This window comes from Microbacterium sp. LWH13-1.2, from assembly GCF_038397735.1.
GTDB lineage: Bacteria > Actinomycetota > Actinomycetes > Actinomycetales > Microbacteriaceae > Microbacterium.
The window spans coordinates 1,749,144-1,770,582 of sequence record NZ_CP151635.1 but is presented as its reverse complement, the minus strand read 5'-3'; the positions used below and the strand labels follow the sequence as shown (position 1 = coordinate 1,770,582).

Sequence of the window (21,439 nt, the reverse complement as noted above, 5' to 3'; positions counted from 1 at the left end):
GCATCGCTCGGGGCGGGCCTTTCGCGTGCGAGTCGATACGGACTCGAGATGTCCTCCGCCGCGCCAATGCGTCCCGGTGTCGGATGCAGCGGTTAGGCTCAGTAGACGATCTCTGGATCCCCCTAGGAGGACGCGCATGGCCCGTATCGGTGAAAGCGCTGACCTGTTCAAGTGCTCGTTCTGCGGAAAGAGTCAGAAGCAGGTGCAGCAGCTCATCGCTGGCCCCGGTGTGTACATCTGCGACGAGTGCGTAGAGCTGTGCAACGAGATCATCGAGGAGCGGATGGCGGAATCCTCCGCCGAGGGCGGTGCAGACTTCGAGCTGCCGAAGCCCCGCGAGATCTTCTCCTTCCTCGAGGAGTACGTCGTCGGCCAGGAGCCCGCGAAGAAGGCACTCGCCGTCGCGGTCTACAACCACTACAAGCGCATCCGCGCACATGGCACGCTCCAGACGGCCGAGCAGAAGGCCGAGAGCGTCGAGATCGCCAAGAGCAACATCCTGCTCATCGGTCCGACCGGCTGCGGCAAGACCTACCTGGCGCAGACGCTCGCGAAACGCCTCAACGTGCCGTTCGCGGTCGCCGACGCCACGGCGCTGACCGAGGCCGGCTATGTCGGAGAGGACGTCGAGAACATCCTGCTGAAGCTCATCCAGGCGGCGGACTACGACGTCAAGCGCGCCGAGCAGGGCATCATCTACATCGACGAGGTCGACAAGATCGCCCGCAAGGCCGAGAACCCGTCGATCACGCGCGATGTGTCGGGCGAGGGCGTCCAGCAGGCGCTGCTCAAGATCATCGAGGGCACGGTCGCCTCCGTGCCGCCGCAGGGCGGGCGCAAGCACCCCCACCAGGAGTTCCTGCAGATCGACACGTCGAACGTCCTGTTCATCGTCGCCGGCGCGTTCGCCGGTCTCGAGGACATCGTGTCGGCGCGCGTCGGCAAGCACGGCATCGGCTTCGGTGCCCCGCTGCACGACAAGGGCAAGGATCTCGACCTGTTCAGCGAGGTGCTGCCCGAGGACCTGCACAAGTTCGGTCTGATCCCCGAGTTCATCGGCCGACTGCCCGTCGTCACCTCGGTGTCTCCGCTCGACCAGGATGCTCTCATCGACATCCTCACCGGACCCCGCAACGCTCTGGTCAAGCAGTACCAGCGCATGTTCGAGCTCGACGGCGTGCAGCTCGAGTTCGAGGAAGAGGCTCTGCGGTCCATCGCCGACCTCGCGGTCGAGCGCAAGACCGGTGCCCGCGGACTCCGCGCGATCCTCGAAGACGTGCTCGGTCCGATCATGTTCGAGATCCCCTCCGCCGAAGACGTCGCCAAGGTCATCGTGACCCGCGCGGCCGTCGATGAGGGCGCGCCTCCCACGATCGTGATGGAGCGCAAGCGCAAGAGCGCGTGAGTCCGGCTCTCGAGCCCTGGCGGGTCGTCGACAGCGAGACCGTCGTCGCCGACCGCTGGATCCGTGTGCGCGCGGACGACTGCCGTGATGCGGACGACCGTCGGATCGCGCCCTACTACGTGCTCGAGTACGGGGACTGGATCTCACTGCTCGCGCTCGATGTCGACGGCGACGCGATCATCGTCGAGGAGTACCGCCACGGAGCGGGGATCATCGCGATGGGGACGATCGGAGGGGGCGTGGAACCGGGCGAAGTCCCGATCGAGGCAGCGGCCCGGGAGCTCCGCGAGGAGACGGGGTACGAGCCGGGTGAGATCGTCGAACTCGGATCCACCTGGGCGAACTTCGGCAACCATACCAACCGCGTGCATCACTTCCTCGCTCGCGACTGCGTCCGCGTCGCCGAGCAGGCGCTCGACGACAGCGAGGCGATCGCCGTGCACGTCGTGTCTCTCGACGGTCTCGGCGACCACCTCGCTCAGAGCTATCATCAGCTCACCTGGTACAAGGCGATGGAAGTGCTCGACCGCTGAGTCGAGGCAAGTCGGGGTGACCCGACTCAGGTATCGAGCCCGCGACGCTTCAGCAGAGGCGCGATCTCCGCGTCGCGGCCACGGAAGTCACGGTACGCGTCGAGCGGGTCCTTCGATCCGCCGACCCCGAGGAGGCGCGCACGGAACCTGTCGCCGTTCTCGCGAGTGAGCCCGCCGTTCTCTCGGAACCAGTCGACGGTGTCGGCGTCGAGCACCTCGCTCCAGATGTAGGAGTAGTACCCTGCGCTGTACCCGCCCGAGAACACGTGGGCGAAGTAGGTCGACGAATAGCGAGTCGGCACCACCGGGTCGTCGAGGCCGATGTCGGCGAGCGCCGCAGCCTCGAATGCGGCGACGTCGGCGACCTCGGCATCAGGACCCACTCGGTGCCATGCCTGGTCGAGCCAGGCGGCCGCGAGGTACTCGCTCGTGTCGTGCCCCTGGTTGAAAGCCTCGGTCGCGCGCAGACGTGCGACGATCGCCGGGTCGAGGGGTTCGCCCGTCTCGTGGTGACGCGCGTAGTTGTCGAGCACCTCGGGCCAGAGGATCCACATCTCGTTCACCTGGCTGGGGAATTCGACGAAGTCGCGGAAGACGTTGGTGCCGGCGAAGTGCGGATACGTCACCACAGCGAACAGGCCGTGCAGCGCGTGGCCGAACTCATGGAAGAGCGTGGTGACCTCGTCGAGGGTCAACAGGGTCGGCTCACCGTCGCCGGGAAGCGACACGTTGAGGTTGTTGACCACGACCGGCAGCGTGCCGCGAAGGTGCGACTGGCTCACGATGGGGTTCATCCACGCGCCGCCGCGCTTCGAGTCGCGCGTGTAGAGATCGAGCACGTACAGTCCGAGGGCGGTGCCGTCGGCGTTGTGCACCTCGAACACACGTGCCCCCGGGTGGTAGGCCACCAGGTCGTGCCGTTCGGTGAAGGTGACGCCGTAGAGCCGCGTGGCGGCGAAGAACACGCCGTCCTGCAGGACCCGCTCGGCCTCGAACCACGGTCGGAGGGCACTGGTATCGATGTCGTAGCGCGCAGTGCGCACCTTCTCTGTGTAGAACGCCCAATCGTGCGCCTCGACGGGGAAGGGGGTGCTCTCGGTCTCGTCGACGATCGTCTGCAGTGCTTCCCGCTCCGCACGGGCGTTGCGCGCGGCCGGAGCGGCGAGGTCACGCAGCATCCGCTCGACCGCCTCGGGAGTTCCCGCCGTCTCGTCGGCCGTCACGTATGCCGCGTGCGATGCGTAGCCGAGCAGTTCCGCGCGCTCTGCGCGCAGCCGCACGATGTCTCGCAGCACCGGGCGGTTGTCGTTGCCGTTGTCACGCGATGCGCGGGCGCGGGACGCGTCCATGATCCGTCTCCGCGCCCCGCGATGATGCAGCTGCGCGAGATAGGGGTGCCCCGTGAACAGGGGCAGCGAGATCAGGAATCTGCCGTCGAGGCCACGCTCCTCGGCGGAGCGAGAGGCGGCCGAGAGCTCTCCCGTGCTGAGACCGGCGAGCTCCTCGGCGGAGTCGAACACGACGGCCAGGTCGTTGGTGTCGTTCAGCAGGTTGCGCTCGAAGGTGTTGTTGAGCGTCGAGAGCTGCTGATTGAGCAGGGTGAGCCGCTCCTTCGCTCCGTCGTCGAGGGCGGCGCCCGCGTGCGTCATCTCACGGTGGTGCCGTTCGACGAGATAGCGCTGCTCGTCGTCGAGGTCGAGGTCGGCGAGCTGTGCGTGCACCTGCTGCACGCGCCAGTACAGGGCTCCGTCGAGGGTGATCGCGTCCTGATGCGCGGCCATCAGCGGAGCGAGGTGCTCGTCGATCTCCTGGATCTCGGGCGTCGCATCGGCCGACGTCACTGTGTAGAACGCGTGCGCGACTCGGTCGAGCAGTTCGCCGGAGCGCTCGAGCGCGTCGATCGTGTTCTCGAAGGTGGGCATCGAGCGCACCATCGTGATCCGCGAGATCTCGCGGAGGTGCTCGTCGAATGCGGCCTGGAACGCGGGAAGGTAGTGCTCGGGCCTGATCGCGGCGAAGTCGGGAAGACCGTAGGGGAGCGTGGACGGCTGGAGCAGCGGGTTCGAGGCGTCGGTCATCCTCTGAGCCTAGCCATCACCCGCTGGAGGGCCTCGACGACGAGGCGCACGGACTGCCGTCTCAGGTTCTCGGGGCGGGCGAGCACGTCGATCATCCGGTGGGTGCTGACTCCTCGCAGTGGGAGCCGGACGATGTCACGGTCGTCGACCGTGCGGGTCGTGTAGCGGGGCAGCATCCCCAGCACTCCGCCGGCGGCGACGACGGCGGCGATCGCCCCGTAGTCGTTGATCCTGTGCCGGATCTCGACAGGGCGGCCGGCCACGGCGGACACCGCGCGCAGCACGTCGTCGGGGGAGTAGCCGACACGGCTCGTGACCCACGGGCTGTCGACCACGTCGAAGGAGGTCACCTGGCCACGCGCGGCGAGGGGATGGGATGCCGAGACGGCGACGTCGAGCGGCTCCCGCACGAGTGCCAGGCTGCGCACCCCGTCGGTGGGCCAGGGAGGAGAGTGCTCCATGCGGTGGGCGAGCACGAGGTCGTAGCGGGCGGTGAGAGCCGGGAAGTCGCTCTGCGCGACATCCTCGTCTGTGAGCTGCACGGTCGGCGGCGCATCCGCGGCGTCGAGTTCTCGGACCAGCGGGCCGAAGAGCGCCTGTCCCACGCTGTGGAATCCGCTGACTGTGACGATGCCGGTGCTGTCGCCCTCGAAGTCGTCCAATGCGCTGCGCGCTGCTGCCATGGCATCGATCGCGTCGGCCCCGGCTGTGGCGAGCACCTCGCCTGCGGCGGTCAGCGTCAGGCGGCGTCCGTCTCTCCGTGTGAGCGGCGTGCGAAAGCTCCGCTGCAGCGCCGCGAGGTGCTGCGACACGGCCGAGGGTGTGACATGCAGGTTGTCCGCGACGGCGGCGACGCTGCCCAGCGCGCCCAGCTCTCTGAGGATCTGCAGTTGATGGAGTTCCATGCTCACAGATTAGCGATCGCTACATCATCGATGCAGAAGTTCGAGATTGCTCTACATCGACAGTCGCGATGGGATCGATGTATGAAGGCACTGTTCAAAGCGGAACGCGCAGTCGGTCTGGAACTCGTCGATCGTCCTGAGCCCACAGCGGCGGCCGACGAGGTGGTGATCCGCGTTCTGCGCACAGGGATCTGCGGCACCGACCTCCACATACGTCGCTGGGATGACTGGGCCGCGTCCGCGATCGAGGCTCCGCTCATCCCCGGCCACGAGTTCTACGGTGAGGTCGTCGAAATCGGGCCGCTCGTGCATGACATCGCGGTGGGCGACCGCGTCTCCGGCGAGGGGCACATCGTCTGCGGCACGTGCCGCAACTGCCGGGCGGGGCGCCGGCAGATGTGCATCCGCACGGTCGGCCTCGGCCTGCAGCGAGACGGCGCCTTCGCCGAGTTCCTCGCCCTGCCGGCGACCAACGTCTGGGTGCATCACGCCGATGTCGCACCGGAACTCGGTGCGATCTTCGACCCGCTCGGAAACGCCGTGCACACGGCGCTCACCTACCCGCTCGTCGGCGAGGACGTGCTCGTGACCGGATGCGGGCCGATCGGTCTGATGGCGATCGCCGTCGCCCGGCATGCCGGCGCCCGCTTCATCGCGGCGACGGACGTGAGTGCTCCCCGTCTCGAGATGGCGCGTCTGATGGGCGCAGATGAGGTCGTCGACGTGTCGGTGCGCGACATCCGCGATGCCCAGCACTGCCTCGGACTGCGCGAGGGCTTCGACATCGGGTTCGAGATGAGCGGTGCGGCGACGGCGCTCCCCGCCATGATCGACAACATGAACCACGGTGGTCGGATCGCGATGCTCGGGCTGCCCAGCGCGGGCTTCGATATCGACTGGGGCAAGCTCGTCACCCACATGCTCACGATCAAGGGCATCTACGGGCGTGAGATGTTCGAGACATGGAACGCGATGGGGGCGATGCTGCAGACCAGCGCGACTCTGCGCGACTCGATCGGACGGGTGATCGCCGATGTGATCCCCGCCAGGGATTGGGAACAGGGGTTCGCCGCGGCAGAGTCCGCGGGAACGGGAAAGATCATCCTCGATTGGACGGAGCTGTGATGTACGAGACATTCCGGAAGCATGTGGCGGACGAACTCGACGGCATCGAGGCTGCGGGCCTCACGAAGCACGAACGCGGCATCCGCGGACCGCAGAGCGCCGAGATCACTGCGGACGGGGCGGATGTGCTGAACTTCTGCGCCAACAACTATCTGGGGCTCGCGGACGACCCGCGAATCCTCGAATCGGCGACCACGGCGTTGAAGGAGTGGGGCTATGGGCTCGCCAGCGTCCGCTTCATCTGCGGCACCCAGGAGCAGCACCTGGAGCTCGAGCGCCGACTAGCGCGGTTCCTCGGAACGGATGACGCGATCCTGTACTCCTCGTGCTTCGACGCCAACGGGGGAGTCTTCGAGACGCTGTTCGGCGCCGAGGACGCGATCATCTCGGACGAACTCAACCACGCGTCGATCATCGACGGGATCCGTCTCTCCAAGGCGCGCCGACTGCGGTATCGAAACCGCGACATGGCGGACCTCGAAGAGCAGCTGCAGGCGGCATCCGATGCCCGTTTCCGGGTGGTCGTCACTGACGGCGTCTTCTCGATGGACGGCTACATCGCACCCCTCGCCGAGATCTGCGACCTGGCGGAGCGTTACGACGCCCTCGTGTTCGTCGATGACTCGCACGCTGTCGGTTTCGTGGGAGAGGGCGGCCGGGGCACACCCGAGCTCTGCGGCGTCGCGGATCGGGTGGACATCTACACGGGCACGTTCGGCAAGGCGCTCGGTGGAGCGTCCGGTGGCTACGTCGCCTCGCACGCCGACATCGTCGCACTACTACGACAGCGCTCTCGCCCGTACCTGTTCTCGAACACGCTCGCGCCCGCGATCGTGGCAGGAACCCTGACCGCTCTCGACCTGGTCGAGGGCTCTGCCGATCTCCGAGCGCGTCTGCGCGACAACGCCGCTCTGTTCCGTGCGCGGATGACGGCGGAGGGCTTCGACCTGCTGCCGGGAGAGCATCCGATCGTCCCCGTCATGTTCGGCGACGCGGCTCTCACGGCGCGCATCGCGACGGAGATGCAGGCGCAAGGCATCTACGTGACCGCGTTCAGCTTCCCCGTCGTTCCTCGCGGACTGGCGCGGATCCGCGTACAGCTCTCGGCGGTGCATACGCCCGAGCAGATCGAGCGATGCGTGGCCGCCTTCGTCGGCGCGCGAGCCGTCGTGAGCTGACGAGCGCACAGGCAAAGACTTCTTTGCAAAAGAATACTTGCAAAGAAGTCTTTGCAAGAGTATCTTTGCAGGCATGGCAGACGAAGAGCAGTTGCGACGACTCGATTCCGGGGCGCTCAAGGCCCTGGCTCACCCGCTGCGTGTGCGGATCTTCGATCTGCTCAGCGCGCACGGGCCGCAGACGGCGAGTTCGCTCGCCTCGATGCTGGGGGAGACGTCTGGGTCCACCAGCTATCACCTGCGCACGCTCTCGGCGCACGACCTGATCCACGAGGTCGAGGGGCGAGGCACCGCACGCGAGCGCTGGTGGGAGCTCCCCGAGGGACGCATCGACATCCCCGGTCCGAGCCAGAGCATGTCGCCCGCCAACCGCGCAGCCGCGCAGATCGTGTCGTCGGAGTTCTTCCGCCTGCGGCACGAGACCCTGATGTCCTACGTCAACCGGCCGGACACCGAGGTGCCGGAAGGCTGGAAGGACGCGGGCCTGATCGCCACGACCCTCCTCGAGATGACCCCCTCGCAGATGGAGGATCTCAAGGACGAGCTCACGGGAGTCATCGAGGGTGCCGTCGGGCGATATCGCGGCCAGACGGGCCCGGACGTGCGTCGGGTGTCGATGCGCACCGAGCTCTTCGACCTTCCGGCGACCGGGCCGGTGCTCGCCGACGTCGCTGAATCGAACGAGGAGGAATCATGACCAGCGCGACCATCCGCCTCGTCGCCCCGACACAGGCCGAGCGGCAGCTCCTCGGCCTCGCCGATCTCCTCACGGTCTTCGTCGAGCGCCGCATCGCTCGCCGCGCTCAGAAGCGGACCCTCGCTCTCGATCTCCTGCGAGAGCAGCAGACCAGGCGACAGGATCCCCGCGAGGTCGATCACATGCTCGCGCAGATCGGGCTCCCTCGGCGCTGAGACGTTCCGACGACGACGAAGCCCCCTGCCGCAGGCGCGGTCAGGGGGCTTCGTCGTCAGAGTCGGATCAGTCCTCGAAGGGGCGGGCGATCACGTCGCCGGTGCCCGTCTGCACGACCTCCCAGCCTGCATCGAGCTCGGCGATCGCGCGGCCCTCGAGCCAGGTGAGCGTCCAGTGCCCGGTGAGACCGCGCGCTTCGACCTCGGAGATCGCCGGCCGGAGCGCGGCGGGAACGGATGCCGGGGGCTCGGAGCCTGTGGCCCATCTCGTGCCCAGCTGCATCAGGCGCCCTCGACCGGGGCGAGCTCGATCGCGGTGACCGCGAACTCGTCCGCCTCGGTGAATTCGAGGTCGGCGATGCGCCCGACGGCTCGGAGATCGTCGGCCGCGGCGCGGAGCGCCTCGAGCTTGGCGGCAGGAGCGGCGATCGCCGCACGTGACACCGGTGTCTTCTGCGAGGCCTTCGCCTCGGTCTTCGCCCGACGGATGCCGATCAGAGCCTCGCTCGCCGCCGACAGCACAGCCGTGTCGCCCTCGATGCCGAGTGCCTCCGGCCAGGCCGCGGTGTGCACCGAACCCTCTTCGAACCACGACCACACCTCCTCGGTCGCGAACGAGACGATCGGTGCGAGCAGACGCAGCAACGTGGACAGCGCCAGGCGCAGAGCGAGCGCGGCAGATGCCTGACCCACGTCGTTCTGGTTGTAGGCGCGCTCCTTGACGAGTTCGAGGTAGTCGTCGCAGAAGGTCCAGAAGAACGCCTCGGTGACTTCGAGCGCCTTCGCCTGGTCGTAGTTCTCGTAGGCCCTGGTCGCCTCCGCGATCACGGCGTCGAGCCCGGTGAGCATCGAGGCGTCGAGCGCATGCGTCACCTGCGCACCCTCGGGCACGGGGAACGACAGCACGAACTTCGCGGCGTTCAGCACCTTGATCGCCAGGCGGCGGCCGATCTTGACCTGCGTCGGGTTCTGCGGGTCGAAGGCGGCGTCCATGCCCAGGCGGCTGGAGGCGGCCCAGTAGCGCACAGCATCCGATCCGTGGGTCTCGAGGATGTCCGCCGGCGTCACGACATTGCCCTTCGACTTCGACATCTTCTTGCGGTCGGGGTCGACGATGAAGCCCGAGATGGCGGCGTTGCGCCACGGCGAGCGGCCGTCTTCGAGGGTCGAACGCAGCATGGTCGAGAAGAGCCAGGTGCGGATGATGTCCTGACCCTGCGGGCGCAGGTCGAACGGGGCGGTGAGCTGCCAGAGCTCCTCATCGCGCTGCCATCCGCCGGCGAGCTGCGGGGTCAGGGACGATGTGGCCCAGGTGTCGAGGATGTCGGCCTCGGCCTCGAAGCCTCCGGCCACTCCGCGCTGGTCCTCGGTGTAACCCGCAGGCACGTCGGTCGTCGGGTCGATGGGCAGGGACGCGTGGTCCGGAGCGAGCACGCGGTCGTAGTCGCGATCGCCGTTCTCGTCGAGTCCGTACCAGAGCGGGATCGGCACGCCGAAGAAGCGCTGACGCGACACGAGCCAGTCGCCGGTCAGGCCGCCGACCCAGTTCTCGTAGCGCACGCGCATGAACTCCGGGTGCCAGGCGAGCTCGGTTCCGTGCGCGAGCAGCTCGTCCCGGAGCTTCGCGTCACGGGCGCCGTTGCGGATGTACCACTGCCGCGTCGACACGATCTCGAGTGGACGGTCGCCCTTCTCGAAGAACTTCACCGCGTGGTTGAAGGGCTTGCCGACCGCGGTCATGTCGCCGGTCTCCTGAAGCTTCTCGACGATCGCCTTGCGGGCCGAGAACACGGTCTTGCCGGCGAGCTCTGCCGTGTACCAGTCGATGGCCTCGGGGCTCGCCACGATCGACGGGGCAGTGGGCAGGAAACGCCCGTCCAGACCGATGGTCGTCATGTTCGGCAGGTCGCCGCCGGTGGTGGTGCGCAGCTCGCGCCACCAGATGATGTCGGTCACGTCGCCGAAGGTGCAGACCATGGCCGCACCCGTGCCCTTGTCAGGCTGCGCGAGGTGGTGTCCGTGGACCTCGATCTCGGCGTCGAAGAAGGGCGTCCGCACCTTCGTGCCGATGAGGTGCTTGTGCGGGCCCTCGGGGTGCGTCACGATCGCGACGCAGGCGGGGAGCAACTCCGGGCGGGTGGTCTCGATCGTGATCGAGCCTGAACCGTCGGCGAAGGGGAAGTCGATGGTGTGGTACGCGGCCTGCTGGTCGCGGTCCTCGAGCTCTGCCTGGGCGATGGCCGAGCGGAAGTCGATGTCCCACAGGGTCGGCGCGAGCGACTGATAGGCCTCGCCGCGCTCGAGGTTGCGCAGGAACGCGAGCTGGCTCTGACGGATCGTGTCGTCGGAGATCGTGCGGTACGTCTGGGTCCAGTCGACGCTGAGGCCCAACTGGCGGAACAAGGCCTCGAACTGCTTCTCATCCTCGATGGTCAGGCGCTCGCACAGCTCGATGAAGTTGCGGCGGCTGATCGGCACCTGGTCGGCGGCGCGGCTGGACTTGTTGTCCCCGCCCTCGAACGGCGGGGTGAAGTCGGTCTGATACGGGAGCGTCGGGTCGCAGCGCACGCCGTAGTAGTTCTGCACCCGGCGCTCGGTGGGCAGGCCGTTGTCGTCCCAGCCCATCGGGTAGAAGACGTTCTTGCCGCGCATGCGCTCGAACCGCGCCTTGACGTCGGTGTGCGTGTACGAGAACACGTGACCGATGTGCAGACTGCCGGATGCCGTGGGCGGGGGAGTGTCGATCGAGTACACGCCCTCACGGCCGGACTGCGCAGCGCGGATGCGGTCGAACAGGTAGGTGCCCTGCTCGGACCACGACTCACCCCACTTCGCTTCGAGGCCTTCGAGTACGGGCTTGTCGGGAATCACGGACATGGAGGTCTCCTCGAGCGATGTATACGGCACTGTGTGAGCGTGCCTGAGTGTGGGTTGTGCCCCACAGTCTAATCGCCCCGAACGTGTGGGGAGTCCCTCACTCGCCCCAGACGGCCTCGACGATCGCCGCGGCCTGGTCGTTCGTGACCTGGATGTCTCCGTAGGTGCTCGACGAGATCTTCAGGTCGGGCGAGATGCTCTGGACCAGCGCCTCGAGGTCGACGGACTCCTCGTCGCTTCCGTTGACGCCGAGGTCGATCTTGTCGCTGGGTACGTCGTTGTTCTCGAGAATGATCCGGAGGATTCCCGCGAGGTCGTCGGCCGAGGCATCGTCGTGGTCGAGATCGACTCCCACGCTCAGGTAGAAGGTGAAGCCGGAGATCGTCTTCTCGGCATAGGAGTCGGTGATACCGATGTCGGACGCCGCCAGGGCAGCGGGGATCGTCTCGGCGAAGTCCCCCTCGGAGAGCTCCTTCGTGACGGCCCCGCACCCGCTCAGCGCGACCATCGCTGCGCCGAGGGCGATGACCGTGACTCCACGAACGAGTCGGGTGACGCCGGTGGTGCTCATATCAGCGTTCCACTCCCTGATAGACCTGGTGATCGACGACCGTACCACCGAGACCCGCGAGATCCCATGGATCGGTGCCGTTGTTCGCGGCGTGGTATCCGCTCTCCCAGTCGCCGACGGAGTCTGCGTAGAGCGCGTTGTCGTGCGCGCTGAATCCGTGTGATCCCGGAGGGTCCGGAAGGGTGATCTGGTGGATGTTCGGCGGGAGCACGGTCACGGGGGTGTTCGGGATGTCGATCGGCGACTGGCCGGGCAGCCCCGGTACGCCGACGAGGCTTCCATCCAGCATCGGCACGACGTCCGTCGCGTGCTGGAACGCGTAGACCGGCACGTTCGGCGGCACGTGGAAGTTGTCGACGGGCGAGCCGTTGGTCACGACCCCGATCGGGTTGTAAGGGAACGACGAGTCCGCGGCGAGGTTCGCCGCCATGATGCCGCCCTGACTGAAGCCGGTCAGCACGACATCGGAGCCCGCGGGGATGCCCGCCTGCTGCATCGCGTCCAGCACCGCGCGCTCGTACTGCGTGCGGAAGAGCGGATTGTCGAGCATCAGAGCGAGGTTGTTGTCGCGGTCGTTCATCGCGCCCGCGGGGCCTCCGACCTCCCACGCCTGCGTCGAGGGCAGCGACACGACCCAGTGGGTCGATCCGTCAGGTGCGACGACCTGCTTGATGTCGATGGCGGTCGAATCCTCGCCGCCCATCGAATCGGTCGTGCCGTTGACCGAGACGAGGTCCGACAGGGAGTCGAGAGAGGTCACCCCGTGAGCGTCCTTCCAGGCCTCGAGCTGATCGTCGGTGAGCGTCGACGGATCGATCTCGTTCACGCGCGCGTCATCGGTCAGGAAGTCGTGCAGGACGTTGCCGAACACCAACCCGAGCGGTCCACCGGTGAGCGCTCCGACCAGAGGCAGCATGTCCACGAGCAGGTCACGCAGCGTCGCCAGTGCATCCCCGATGAGAGGGACCAGCTTGTACAGCAGCTGAGCGAGTGAAACGACGGCGCCCGTGAGGCTCTTCACCAGAGCGCCTGCCGAGGTGATGAAGTCGGCGGCGGACGATGCGAAGCGCTTGATGTCGTCGATCTTCTTCAACGGGTTGAGGCTGAAGCTGAAGAGGTCATCGGCGAACCTGCTGAGGCTCCCGAGGAAGTCGCAGATCAGGACCCTCGTTGACTCGATGATCTGGCTGACCAGCCGCACGGCGCTCGCGGTGGCCCCGGTCCACTGCGCGGCGTCCTCGGCGACGGACAGCAGGTCGCCGTAGCGGGCCCGGAGCGCGCGGACCGTCCGTCCATCCATTTCTGCGAGTTTCGGCTCTGCGTCCCGCAGGGTCTCGACGACCCGGCGGAGGGACTTCTCGGCGTCCTCCCATCGAGAGGCGAATCCGCCGACCGTCCCCGGGTCGCCGAGGAGGTCGTCGAACCACTCGCGCAGCGGGGCGATGTACTGCATCAGCATCCCTGCGAAACCCGGGATGCTCGCGCAGTCCGCCTGCGATGCACTGGGCCCGGGCGCCCCGGCGGCCCAGGACCCGGAGCGCACCTGGCTGCTGATGCCGGCGATCGCGCTCACAGCTCGCCCTCGATCGTGCCGAATGCCTTGACGGCGCCGTCCTCGATCTCGCCGAACGCATCGACGATGCCTTTGAGCCCTGTGCCGGTCGCGTCGGCGAGCTCGGTGGCCGCCGTGAGCGTGGACTCGGATGCATCGGCGAGCGCATCGATGGCGGGGCCGAGCAGCGGCCCGCACATCGCTCCAAAGGCCGACTGCCCGACGCCTCCCGCCGCTGTCTTCGCTGCGGCTCCGAGGAGCTCGGCGGCTGTGGTGAGTGACTTCACATGGGCGCGAAGCTCATCCTCGTCGATGATGATCTGCTGATTGGCTGCGGTCATCGTGATCGGTTCCCCCCGATTGTGTGTCTTGTGTGATCCGGCGTCAGCTGCCGCCGAGGACGCGCTGACCGGCCAGGTCCGCATCCGAGTACTGAGTCGCAAGTTCTCCGAGCGCGTCGGAGATCGCGATGACGAGTGCGGTGCGTTCGCGCATGAGCCCGTCGAATCTGCCCTGCGCCGAGTCGAACGCGACCTGGGCTTCGCCCGACCATGAGCGACGAAGAATCCCCGCATGGGCGGTGAGCTCCTCGAGAGCGGCGTCGATGCTCCGCGAGGCGACGCTGATCGCCTTCGCCGCCTTGGCGACCTGCGCCGGGTTGACCTCGATCACGCCCATCAGCGGTACTCGATCGTGCTGCCGCCCGCCTGCGGGAAGGCGGTGTCGATGTCGTCGCGCACGGCAGCGACGAGGGGCGAGGTCTCACCGAGAGTCAGGCTCATCGATGCGAGCACCTGCTCTGCGGCCGCGCGCTGCGCCTTCGCGATCGTCGCCGTGATGAGTCCGCCCAGTGCCGCGGCGTCGGTCGCGGTGCTGATCGACGACAGCTGCACCGAGTCGATCCCGCCCGTGGGGCGCGCGGTGACCGTGACGCGACCATCCGCGGATGACACGGTCGCCGTGGTCTCCGCCACCTCGTCGTCGAGCTTCGCCGTCTCCGCGGCCAGGTCCTGCGCATGGGCTATCTGGGCATCGATCTTCGCGTTCAGCGCGGCGATCGTGTCCGAAAGTTCCTCGGTCGACACTGCTACCCCCTCCTCCGGTGTCCTCGCAGTATATGAGGAGTGGATGACGGGGTGAAGGCCACGGAGCGCCCGTGTCGCCCAGGACGGCATAGAATTGGATCGAGTCCAAGAACTGATGCATCCGCGTCGTCTCCCGCATTTCCCTCCCGAGGAACAGCATGCCCAACTCCTTCCTGCGCCGCGCGATCCCGCTCGGTGCCGCCGTCGCCGCGAGCGCCCTCCTGCTCAGCTCGTGCGCCGCTCCGTCCTCCGACTCCGACGGCGGCGAGCTCGTCTGGTCGATCGAGGGTGCGAACCTCTCGGCCGGTCACATGGACCCGCAGGTGAGCCAGCTCGACGTCTCGGGCATGGTGCAGCGCGCCGTGCTCGACTCGCTCGTCTTCCAGGAGGACGACGGGTCCTTCACCCCGTGGCTGGCCAAGGAGTGGACGGTCTCGGACGACAGCACCGAGTACACCTTCGTGCTTCGCGACGACGTGTCCTTCACCGACGGCGAGCCCTTCGACGCCGAGGCGGTCAAGGCGAACTTCGACCGCATCGTCGACCCGGAGACCGAGTCCGCCCAGGCGGCGTCGATGCTCGGCGCCGATTTCTACGAAGGCACCGAGGTCGTCGACGACCACACCGTCAAGGTCAGCTTCACCCAGCCGTACGCGCCGTTCCTGCAGGCGGCCAGCACCCCGCAGCTCGGCTTCTACTCGCCGGCGGTGCTCGCCGAGTCCGCGGATCAGCTGAAGGCCGGGGGGCCCGACGTCACGGTCGGCACCGGTCCGTTCGTGCTCACCGAGTACACGCCCGATCAGGAGCTCGTCTACACCCGCAACGACGACTACGCCTGGGGCCCGCACGGCGAGGACGCACCGAAGGTCGAGACGCTGCGCGTCGAGATCCAACCGGAGGCCTCCGTGCGCACCGGCGTGGTGCAGAGCGGCGAGGCCGATCTCGGGAGCAACATCCCGCCGAACCTCGCGGGGGATCTCGGAGACGGCGTCACCGTCGATTCGATCGAGTACCCCGGCCTGCCGTATTCGCTGTACCTCAACGAGAAGTACGGCGTCTTCGCCGACGAGAAGGTCCGCCAGGCGTTCGCCCGGGGCATCGACGTCGACGCGGCCGTCGATGAGATCTTCTTCGGACAGTTCCCGCGGGCGTGGAGCGTGCTCGGGTCGACGACCCCCGGCTATGACGCCTCGCTCGAGGACAGCTGGCCGTTCGATGCCGCCGCGGCGAGCGCACTGCTCGATGAGGCCGGGTGGACGGAGCGCGACAGCGACGGCATCCGCATGAAGGACGGTCAGCGTCTGTCGGCGCGGTGGATCGCCTGGACCCCGGTGCCCGACGACCGGGCGGCTCTGGCGAACGCCATCCAGTCGGACCTCAAGGGGATCGGCTTCGAGGTCGTGCGCGAGGTGCTGGAACCGGGTGCCTACAACGAGCAGTACGGTCCGAAGACGTTCGACCTCACCGACTGGGGGTTCTCGGGCGTCGACCCGGACTTCCTGCGTGCGCACCTGCACACGGACGGATTCCAGAACGCCTCGCAGGTCGCGGATCCCGAGATCGACGCCCTGCTCGATCAGGCCGTCGCGTCCAGTGACCAGGACCAGCGAAACAGCATCTACACGCAGCTGCAGGAGTGGAACGCGGAGTACACGGCGATCGTGCCGCTGTACAGTCCGTCTGCCATCACCGCCGTCGGCGAGCGAGTGAGCGGTCTGGACTACGACCTGTACGGACGCCCGCTGTTCTTCGACGTGAGCGTCGGCTGACGCCTGGGGCGTCGGGCCACCTCCGGTATATCGCTGCGGTATCGTTCGTGAGCGAGCGCCGCGTACCCGAGGGTGCTCAGGAACTGTCGAGAGGGCGCGAACGGTGAAGGCAGCGCTCCTCCGCATCGCCGGTCTCGCAGCATCCGTCGTGATCGTGCTCTGGGGCGCCGCGACGCTGGTCTTCCTGGCGTTCCGCATCATTCCGGGCGATCCGGTATCGGTGATGCTCGGGCCGCAGGCGCAGGTCAGCGAAGCGGTGAAAGACGGCATCCGCGCAGATCTCGGCCTCGATCGGCCCCCGCTCGAGCAGTATCTGGCCTTCATCGGTCAGCTCGCCCGGGGAGACCTGGGGGAGTCGTACCAGTTGCGGATGCCGGTGGCCGAGGTCATCGGTCGTCAGCTCGGTTCGACGCTGCAGCTCTCGGCGCTGGCGCTCGTGATCGCGGTGCTGCTCGCGCTGGCCGTGGCCCTGCTGGTGCGCGGTCAGGCAGGGCGAGCCGTCGCCGCGGGAATCGAGCTCATCATCCTGTCGTCGCCGGTGTTCTGGATCGGCCTGATCCTGCTCAGTGTCTTCGCCTTCGGACTCGGGTGGTTCCCCGTCTCGGGGGCGCGGAACCCGGCGACGATCGTGCTGCCGGCCATCACGCTCGCGCTTCCCGTGGCGGCGCTTCTCAGCCAGGTACTGCGCGACGGACTCGTGCAGGCCGAGCGGATGCCGTTCGCCGAGACCGTCCGGGCCCGGGGCGCGGGCCCGTCGTGGTTCACGCTGCGGCACGGGCTGAGGCACGGCGCCGCGAATGCAGTGACGCTGGCGGCCTACCTGACCGGATCGGTGCTCGGCGGAGCCGTGCTCGTCGAGACGGTCTTCGCCCGCGCAGGCCTGGGGCGGGTCACCCTCGCGGCCATCACCAACCGCGATCTCCCCGTGATCACGGGGATCATCCTGCTCAGCGCCGTCGTGTTCGTGATCGTGAACCTCGTGATCGAGCTCCTGCATCCGCTCATCGATCCGCGTCTTCGCACGGAACGTGGGGGTGTGCGATGAAGCGCGCCCAGGTCGTGATGCTCTGGTGCGCGGTGCTCGTGCTGCTGGTGCTCGCCTTCGCGGCGGCCTTCCCCGGAGTCCTCGCGACGCACGACCCGCTCCAGACCGATGTGCGCGCGTCGCTGCTGCCGCCCAGCGCCGAGCACCTGTTCGGCACCGATCAGAGCGGCCGCGACGTGTACTCGCGGGTGATCCACGGAGCCGGGCGCTCGATCGGGATCGGTCTGCTCGCGACCGGCATCGCGCTCGCTGCAGGACTCCTCATCGGCGCGCTCGCCGGACTCGCTCCGCGGGGAGTCGACGCAGCTCTCATGCGCGTCAACGACGTGCTCATGGCCTTTCCCGAGTTCCTGGTCGCACTCGTCGTCGTCGCGGTGCTGGGGCCCGGGCCGGTCAACATCGCGATCGCGGTGACGGTCGCGGCCGTCCCCGTGTACATCCGTCTCGCCCGTGTGCAGACCCGCACGCTCCGCACCGCCGAGCACGTCGAGGCCGCCCGCATCCTCGGGGTGCCTCCCGTGCCCGCCTTCGTCCGGCACGTGGTGCCGGGTGTGCTCGGCTCGTTGAGTGTGCTCGCGACCATCGGCATCGGATCGAGCATCCTCGCCGCGGCCGGTCTCAGCTTCCTCGGCCTCGGTCCCTCGGAGCCGACGCCCGAGTGGGGACTCATGCTCGCGGGAGGACGCAATGTGCTGGGGCAGGCCTGGTGGATCGCCGTGTTCCCCGGCATCGCGATCACCGTGACCGTGATCGCAGCGACCATCGTCGGCCGGGTCCTGCGTGCCAGAGCAGAGGGGCGGACATCATGACCGCTGCGCTGGCGCTGACCGGGCTGCACATCGACTTCGGCAGGGTGCCCGTGGTCGACGGGGTGTCGTTCAGCGTGTCGCCTGGTGAGTGCGTCGCGATCGTGGGCGAGTCGGGGGCGGGGAAGTCGCTCACCGCCAGGGCGCTGCTCGGACTGACGCCCGCAGACGCGCGCGTGCGCGTCGATCGGCTCGTCGTCGACGGGACGGATGTCGCCCGATTCGGCGAACGGCGCTGGCGGTCCCTCCGCGGCGCAGGCATCGCGCTCGTCTCCCAGGATGCCCTTGTGTCGCTCGATCCGCTGCAGCGAGTGGGATCGGAGATCGCCGAGCCTCTGCGTCTCCATGGTCTCGTCTCCGGGCGAGCGGCGCTGCGCGAGAGGGTTCAGGAACTCCTGCACCGCGTGTCGATGCCCGATGCCGCCCGCCGCGCGCTGCAATATCCGCACGAGCTCTCCGGAGGGCTCCGGCAGCGAGCGCTGATCGCCTCGGCCATCGCCGCGGAACCGGCGATCCTCGTCGCTGACGAGCCGACCACGGCTCTCGATGCGACTGTGCAGGCGCGGATCCTCGGACTGCTCCGCGACATCGCGGATGCCGGCACCGCGATCGTGTTCATCAGCCACGACTTCGCGGCCGTCCGTCGGATCGCCGATCGCGTGCTGGTCATGCGCGACGGTGCGGTGGTCGAGTCCGGGACGGTGGCGGAGGTGCTCGAGGCGCCCCAGCACGAGTACACCCGGCAGCTCATCGCCGCGACCATCCACGAGCCCAGGGCGACTTCGGCGGAGGACGCCCCGCCCGTGCTCGTCGCGACCGGCGCGACCAAGACTTTCGGCGAGATCGCGGCGGTGAGCGATGCGTCGTTCGCCGTGTACGAGGGACGCACGCTCGGGATCGTCGGGGAGTCAGGTTCCGGCAAGACGACGCTCGCGCGGATGATCGTCGGTGTCCAGAAGCCGGACGACGGAGGACTGCGCTGGATCGGAGAGCGCCGCGTGCAGCTGGTGCATCAGAACCCCCTCGGCGCATTCGACCCTCGGTGGACGATCGGCCGCTCACTGAGGGAGGCGCTCGCCGCGGGAGGCGTGGCTCGCACGCTGCGGACCCGGCGTGTGGCCGAGCTTCTGGCCGAGGTCGACCTCGACCCCGTGCTGGCGAGCCGTCGGCCAGCCGCGCTGTCGGGCGGGCAGCGTCAGCGCGCGGCCATCGCACGGGCGCTGGCGGCCGAGCCCGAGGTGCTGGTGCTGGACGAGCCGGTCTCAGCTCTGGATCCGTCCGTGCGCGAACGCGTGCTCCAGCTGCTGCTCCGGCTGCAACGGGAGCGTGGGCTGACCATGATCTTCGTCTCCCATGATCTCGACGTCGTCGGAGCGGTCGCCGACGACGTGCTCGTGATGCAGGACGGCGTCATCGTCGAGCAGGGCGCGATCTCCGACGTGTTCGCATCGCCGCAGCATCCGTTCACGCAGGAGCTGCTCGAGGCGAACCGCCCCGTCAGTCCCTGACCTGGATGCCGATCCCCGCAGCGAGAACCGGAGCGAGTTGCTGCACCTGGAAGCTGCTCAGGGTCGTGCCGCGCAGGCTGTTCGCATCGAGGAACGCCGAGGCGTCGAGCCCGCGCAGGTCGACGTGCGTGGCGCGCATGCCGCGCGAGTCCACCTCGTCCGAGCGCGTGTCGGTGAAGCGCACCCGGGTGAGCTCGGCCTGGGGCATGTCGATCGTCCGGATGCTGCACGCGGTGATCTCGATGTCGGCTGCCCGCACCCCGCCGAGGTTGAGATAGTCGATCCGCACATCGCGGAGCTCGAGCTCGTCGATGCGGGCGCTGCTCAGATCGAGTGTGCCGATGCGGCCTCCGCTGATGCGGACACGGCGGACGCCGGCATCCCTCATCCGCAGCGAGGCGATGCGGACACCCGCCATATCGACGTCGATGAGCGTGGCTCCGGTCAGGTCGACGCTGTCGGCATCGGCCGTGATCGTGCACTGCTCGAGTGAGGCGTGGGCGAGGTCGGCTGCGACCTCGAGATCGAGCCGGGCCGCGAGCAGGTCGGCGCTGCGCCTCGCGGTCGCGGACTCGAACTCGAACTCGAACTCGAGGGGAAGGTCGGGAGGCGAGACGCGGGGAGCCGCAGGGGATTCGGGGGAGCGGGCCATTCTTCGAGGGTAGGGGGTGGGGGAGACACTCCCGGCTCGGTCGCTTCTCCGTGGGCCGGATGCGCTTCGGAAGTCCATGTGCGCTACGCGAGTCCGTCTGGCTCGCAAACGGGCCAGGGAGGCGCAGAAAGACTTCCGAAGCGTTCGGCTCTCGGCTCCTGCACGGACGGAGCATCGGAGGCGGCTGTCCACTGATCTTGCGTGATTGGTGCGCGATCGCCGATGCCAGCCCGTCCGATCCGGAGAATGAGCTGATGAAGAGCGCCGACGAGCTGATCCGCCTGCTCACGGATCGTGGAGGCGTGGTGCGCAGCGTCGTCGTCGCCGAGAGCGGTTTCTCACGCAGAACCGTGGAGACTGCGCAGCGAGACGGTCTGATCACCCGTCCTCGACGAGGTTGGCTCGCGACGAAGGACGCCGAAAAGACGATGGTGACCGCGGCCAGGCTCGGCGTGGTTCTGACATGCCGCACGCAGGCGGGGCTTCTCGGCCTCTGGGTGCATGATCACGGCGGCGCGCCGCACTTCGCCGCGCCGCACAACGCCGTCGTGCGGATCCCGTTCGAGGCTCGGGTGCACAAGGGAAAGCCGATCATCCCACGGCATCCGGATGCCCTCGTCGATCCGATCGAGAACATCCTGGCCTACATCGCGGAGTGCGAGCCGTTCGAACAGGCGCTCGCGACCTGGGAGTCGGCGCTCAACAAGTCGCTCGTCACGGTGGAAGCTCTGCGCGGATACTCGTGGAGACCCGCGGCTCGGCGGATCCTCGCTCGGGCGACACCGTTCGCCGACGCGGGCCTGGAGACCTATCTTCGTGCACGACTGCGGTGGATGAGAGAGCCGATCCGCGTGCAGATTTGGGTCGCGGGTCACCGGGTCGACGCGCTGATCGGCGACCGACTCGTCATCCAGATCGACGGTGCCCACCATGTCGGCGCACAGCGCTCTGAAGACATCCGGCACGACGCCGAACTGCGGCTGATGGGGTACCACGTGATGCGTGTGTCGTACACGCAGGTGATGTTCGACTGGCCTGCGGTCCAGGATCTGATCATGCGCTCGGTAGCTCAGGGGCTTCACCGCGCAGTCTGACTGCGCGCCAGACAAGTCCGTGTGCGCTTCGCAAGTCCGAATCTCCCGAGAACGGACTTGCGAAGTGCTCTCGGACTAAGAAAGCGCACCGCCACCTCGGGAGGCGCACGCCCCGCACCGCGCGTACAATGGGAGCCACGAGCTGTGATCCGGACATCACCGGGGAGCTCTCGGAAGAACGGTCGGCCCCGCAAGGGCGGACTCAGTAGAACCGAGCGGGGCAGGCCCGTCACAGCCGCAGTGAGAGTGGCTCCGCCGAGAGGCGCGGCACGCGAGGTGGTACCGCGGTCCCCGGAACGACACGCCGGACGGATCGTCCTCGCAGCAGCATCCGCCACGACTCC

The 21,439-nt window shown here is 67.9% G+C and carries 21 protein-coding genes; 11 read left to right on the top strand and 10 right to left on the bottom strand.

Annotation, left to right across the window (positions count from 1 at the left end; all coding sequences use genetic code 11):
- Positions 1 to 136 precede the first annotated feature (136 nt).
- Entirely contained in the window at positions 137 to 1,405 is a 1,269-nt protein-coding gene (clpX, locus tag MRBLWH13_RS08365; protein ID WP_341958025.1) for an ATP-dependent Clp protease ATP-binding subunit ClpX, read from the top strand.
- Positions 1,402 to 1,938, top strand: a complete 537-nt coding sequence (locus tag MRBLWH13_RS08360) for an NUDIX hydrolase (RefSeq protein ID WP_341958023.1) — start codon at positions 1,402 to 1,404, stop codon at positions 1,936 to 1,938. The genes clpX and MRBLWH13_RS08360 overlap by 4 nt, the downstream gene beginning before the upstream one ends.
- 26 nt (positions 1,939 to 1,964) lie before the next feature.
- Here MRBLWH13_RS08360 and MRBLWH13_RS08355 read toward each other — a convergent pair whose 3' ends face one another.
- Together MRBLWH13_RS08355 and MRBLWH13_RS08350 are read right to left on the bottom strand one after the other, a co-directional pair.
- Positions 1,965 to 4,016: a M3 family metallopeptidase gene (locus MRBLWH13_RS08355; protein WP_341958020.1), complete on the bottom strand. Its 2,052-nt coding sequence runs from the start codon at positions 4,014 to 4,016 to the stop codon at positions 1,965 to 1,967.
- Complete coding sequence (locus tag MRBLWH13_RS08350; protein WP_341958018.1) at positions 4,013 to 4,921, bottom strand: LysR family transcriptional regulator; 909 nt, start codon at positions 4,919 to 4,921, stop codon at positions 4,013 to 4,015. Before MRBLWH13_RS08350 ends, MRBLWH13_RS08355 begins: the two co-directional genes overlap by 4 nt.
- 81 nt (positions 4,922 to 5,002) lie before the next feature.
- On the opposite strand from MRBLWH13_RS08350, the gene tdh reads away from it, so the two are divergent.
- The 4 genes from tdh to MRBLWH13_RS08330 all read left to right on the top strand — a co-directional run bounded on the left by tdh (position 5,003) and on the right by MRBLWH13_RS08330 (position 8,136).
- Positions 5,003 to 6,046 (top strand): L-threonine 3-dehydrogenase, encoded by a 1,044-nt coding sequence (gene tdh, locus MRBLWH13_RS08345; protein WP_341958016.1) that lies wholly within the window; start codon positions 5,003 to 5,005, stop codon positions 6,044 to 6,046.
- Positions 6,046 to 7,224, top strand: a complete 1,179-nt coding sequence (locus tag MRBLWH13_RS08340; RefSeq protein ID WP_341958014.1) for a glycine C-acetyltransferase — start codon at positions 6,046 to 6,048, stop codon at positions 7,222 to 7,224. The genes tdh and MRBLWH13_RS08340 overlap by 1 nt, the downstream gene beginning before the upstream one ends.
- 73 nt (positions 7,225 to 7,297) lie before the next feature.
- Entirely contained in the window at positions 7,298 to 7,921 is a 624-nt protein-coding gene (locus tag MRBLWH13_RS08335; protein WP_341958012.1) for a helix-turn-helix domain-containing protein, read from the top strand.
- A complete protein-coding gene (locus tag MRBLWH13_RS08330) occupies positions 7,918 to 8,136 on the top strand; it encodes a hypothetical protein (RefSeq protein ID WP_341958010.1) in 219 nt (72 codons plus the stop codon). The genes MRBLWH13_RS08335 and MRBLWH13_RS08330 overlap by 4 nt, the downstream gene beginning before the upstream one ends.
- Before the next feature lie 67 nt (positions 8,137 to 8,203).
- On the opposite strand, the gene MRBLWH13_RS08325 is transcribed toward MRBLWH13_RS08330, so the two are convergent.
- From MRBLWH13_RS08325 to MRBLWH13_RS08295, 7 genes are all read right to left on the bottom strand, one after another.
- Positions 8,204 to 8,419: a hypothetical protein gene (locus tag MRBLWH13_RS08325; protein ID WP_341958008.1), complete on the bottom strand. Its 216-nt coding sequence runs from the start codon at positions 8,417 to 8,419 to the stop codon at positions 8,204 to 8,206.
- Positions 8,419 to 11,013, bottom strand: coding sequence for a valine--tRNA ligase (gene valS, locus MRBLWH13_RS08320; RefSeq protein WP_341958006.1), 2,595 nt, complete (start codon positions 11,011 to 11,013; stop codon positions 8,419 to 8,421). The genes MRBLWH13_RS08325 and valS overlap by 1 nt, the downstream gene beginning before the upstream one ends.
- 97 nt (positions 11,014 to 11,110) lie before the next feature.
- Positions 11,111 to 11,584, bottom strand: coding sequence for a hypothetical protein (locus MRBLWH13_RS08315; RefSeq protein ID WP_341958004.1), 474 nt, complete (start codon positions 11,582 to 11,584; stop codon positions 11,111 to 11,113).
- A 1-nt stretch (position 11,585) separates the two neighbouring features.
- Positions 11,586 to 13,157, bottom strand: a complete 1,572-nt coding sequence (locus tag MRBLWH13_RS08310; protein ID WP_341958002.1) for a hypothetical protein — start codon at positions 13,155 to 13,157, stop codon at positions 11,586 to 11,588.
- The gene (locus MRBLWH13_RS08305; RefSeq protein WP_311244324.1) at positions 13,154 to 13,477 is read right to left on the bottom strand and encodes a hypothetical protein; all 324 of its coding nucleotides are present in this window, start codon (positions 13,475 to 13,477) and stop codon (positions 13,154 to 13,156) included. The genes MRBLWH13_RS08310 and MRBLWH13_RS08305 overlap by 4 nt, the downstream gene beginning before the upstream one ends.
- A 43-nt stretch (positions 13,478 to 13,520) precedes the next feature.
- Positions 13,521 to 13,814 (bottom strand): WXG100 family type VII secretion target, encoded by a 294-nt coding sequence (locus MRBLWH13_RS08300; protein ID WP_341957998.1) that lies wholly within the window; start codon positions 13,812 to 13,814, stop codon positions 13,521 to 13,523.
- A complete protein-coding gene (locus tag MRBLWH13_RS08295) occupies positions 13,814 to 14,221 on the bottom strand; it encodes a YbaB/EbfC family nucleoid-associated protein (RefSeq protein WP_341957996.1) in 408 nt (135 codons plus the stop codon). The genes MRBLWH13_RS08300 and MRBLWH13_RS08295 overlap by 1 nt, the downstream gene beginning before the upstream one ends.
- Positions 14,222 to 14,379: 158 nt before the next feature.
- Between MRBLWH13_RS08295 and MRBLWH13_RS08290 the strand changes: the two genes are divergently transcribed.
- From MRBLWH13_RS08290 to MRBLWH13_RS08275, 4 genes are all read left to right on the top strand, one after another.
- On the top strand, positions 14,380 to 15,990 hold the full coding sequence (locus MRBLWH13_RS08290) for an ABC transporter substrate-binding protein (RefSeq protein ID WP_341957992.1): 1,611 nt from the start codon (positions 14,380 to 14,382) through the stop codon (positions 15,988 to 15,990).
- 103 nt (positions 15,991 to 16,093) lie between these two features.
- Positions 16,094 to 17,035 (top strand): ABC transporter permease, encoded by a 942-nt coding sequence (locus MRBLWH13_RS08285; protein WP_341957990.1) that lies wholly within the window; start codon positions 16,094 to 16,096, stop codon positions 17,033 to 17,035.
- Entirely contained in the window at positions 17,032 to 17,844 is an 813-nt protein-coding gene (locus MRBLWH13_RS08280) for an ABC transporter permease (RefSeq protein ID WP_341957987.1), read from the top strand. Before MRBLWH13_RS08285 ends, MRBLWH13_RS08280 begins: the two co-directional genes overlap by 4 nt.
- Positions 17,841 to 19,349: an ABC transporter ATP-binding protein gene (locus MRBLWH13_RS08275; RefSeq protein WP_341957985.1), complete on the top strand. Its 1,509-nt coding sequence runs from the start codon at positions 17,841 to 17,843 to the stop codon at positions 19,347 to 19,349. Before MRBLWH13_RS08280 ends, MRBLWH13_RS08275 begins: the two co-directional genes overlap by 4 nt.
- Here MRBLWH13_RS08275 and MRBLWH13_RS08270 read toward each other — a convergent pair.
- The gene (locus tag MRBLWH13_RS08270) at positions 19,339 to 20,001 is read right to left on the bottom strand and encodes a pentapeptide repeat-containing protein (RefSeq protein WP_341957983.1); all 663 of its coding nucleotides are present in this window, start codon (positions 19,999 to 20,001) and stop codon (positions 19,339 to 19,341) included. The two genes, MRBLWH13_RS08275 and MRBLWH13_RS08270, sit on opposite strands and share 11 nt — an antisense overlap.
- Before the next feature lie 254 nt (positions 20,002 to 20,255).
- On the opposite strand from MRBLWH13_RS08270, the gene MRBLWH13_RS08265 reads away from it, so the two are divergent.
- Positions 20,256 to 21,095 (top strand): DUF559 domain-containing protein, encoded by an 840-nt coding sequence (locus MRBLWH13_RS08265; protein ID WP_341957980.1) that lies wholly within the window; start codon positions 20,256 to 20,258, stop codon positions 21,093 to 21,095.
- The last annotated feature ends 344 nt before the right edge of the window (positions 21,096 to 21,439 follow it).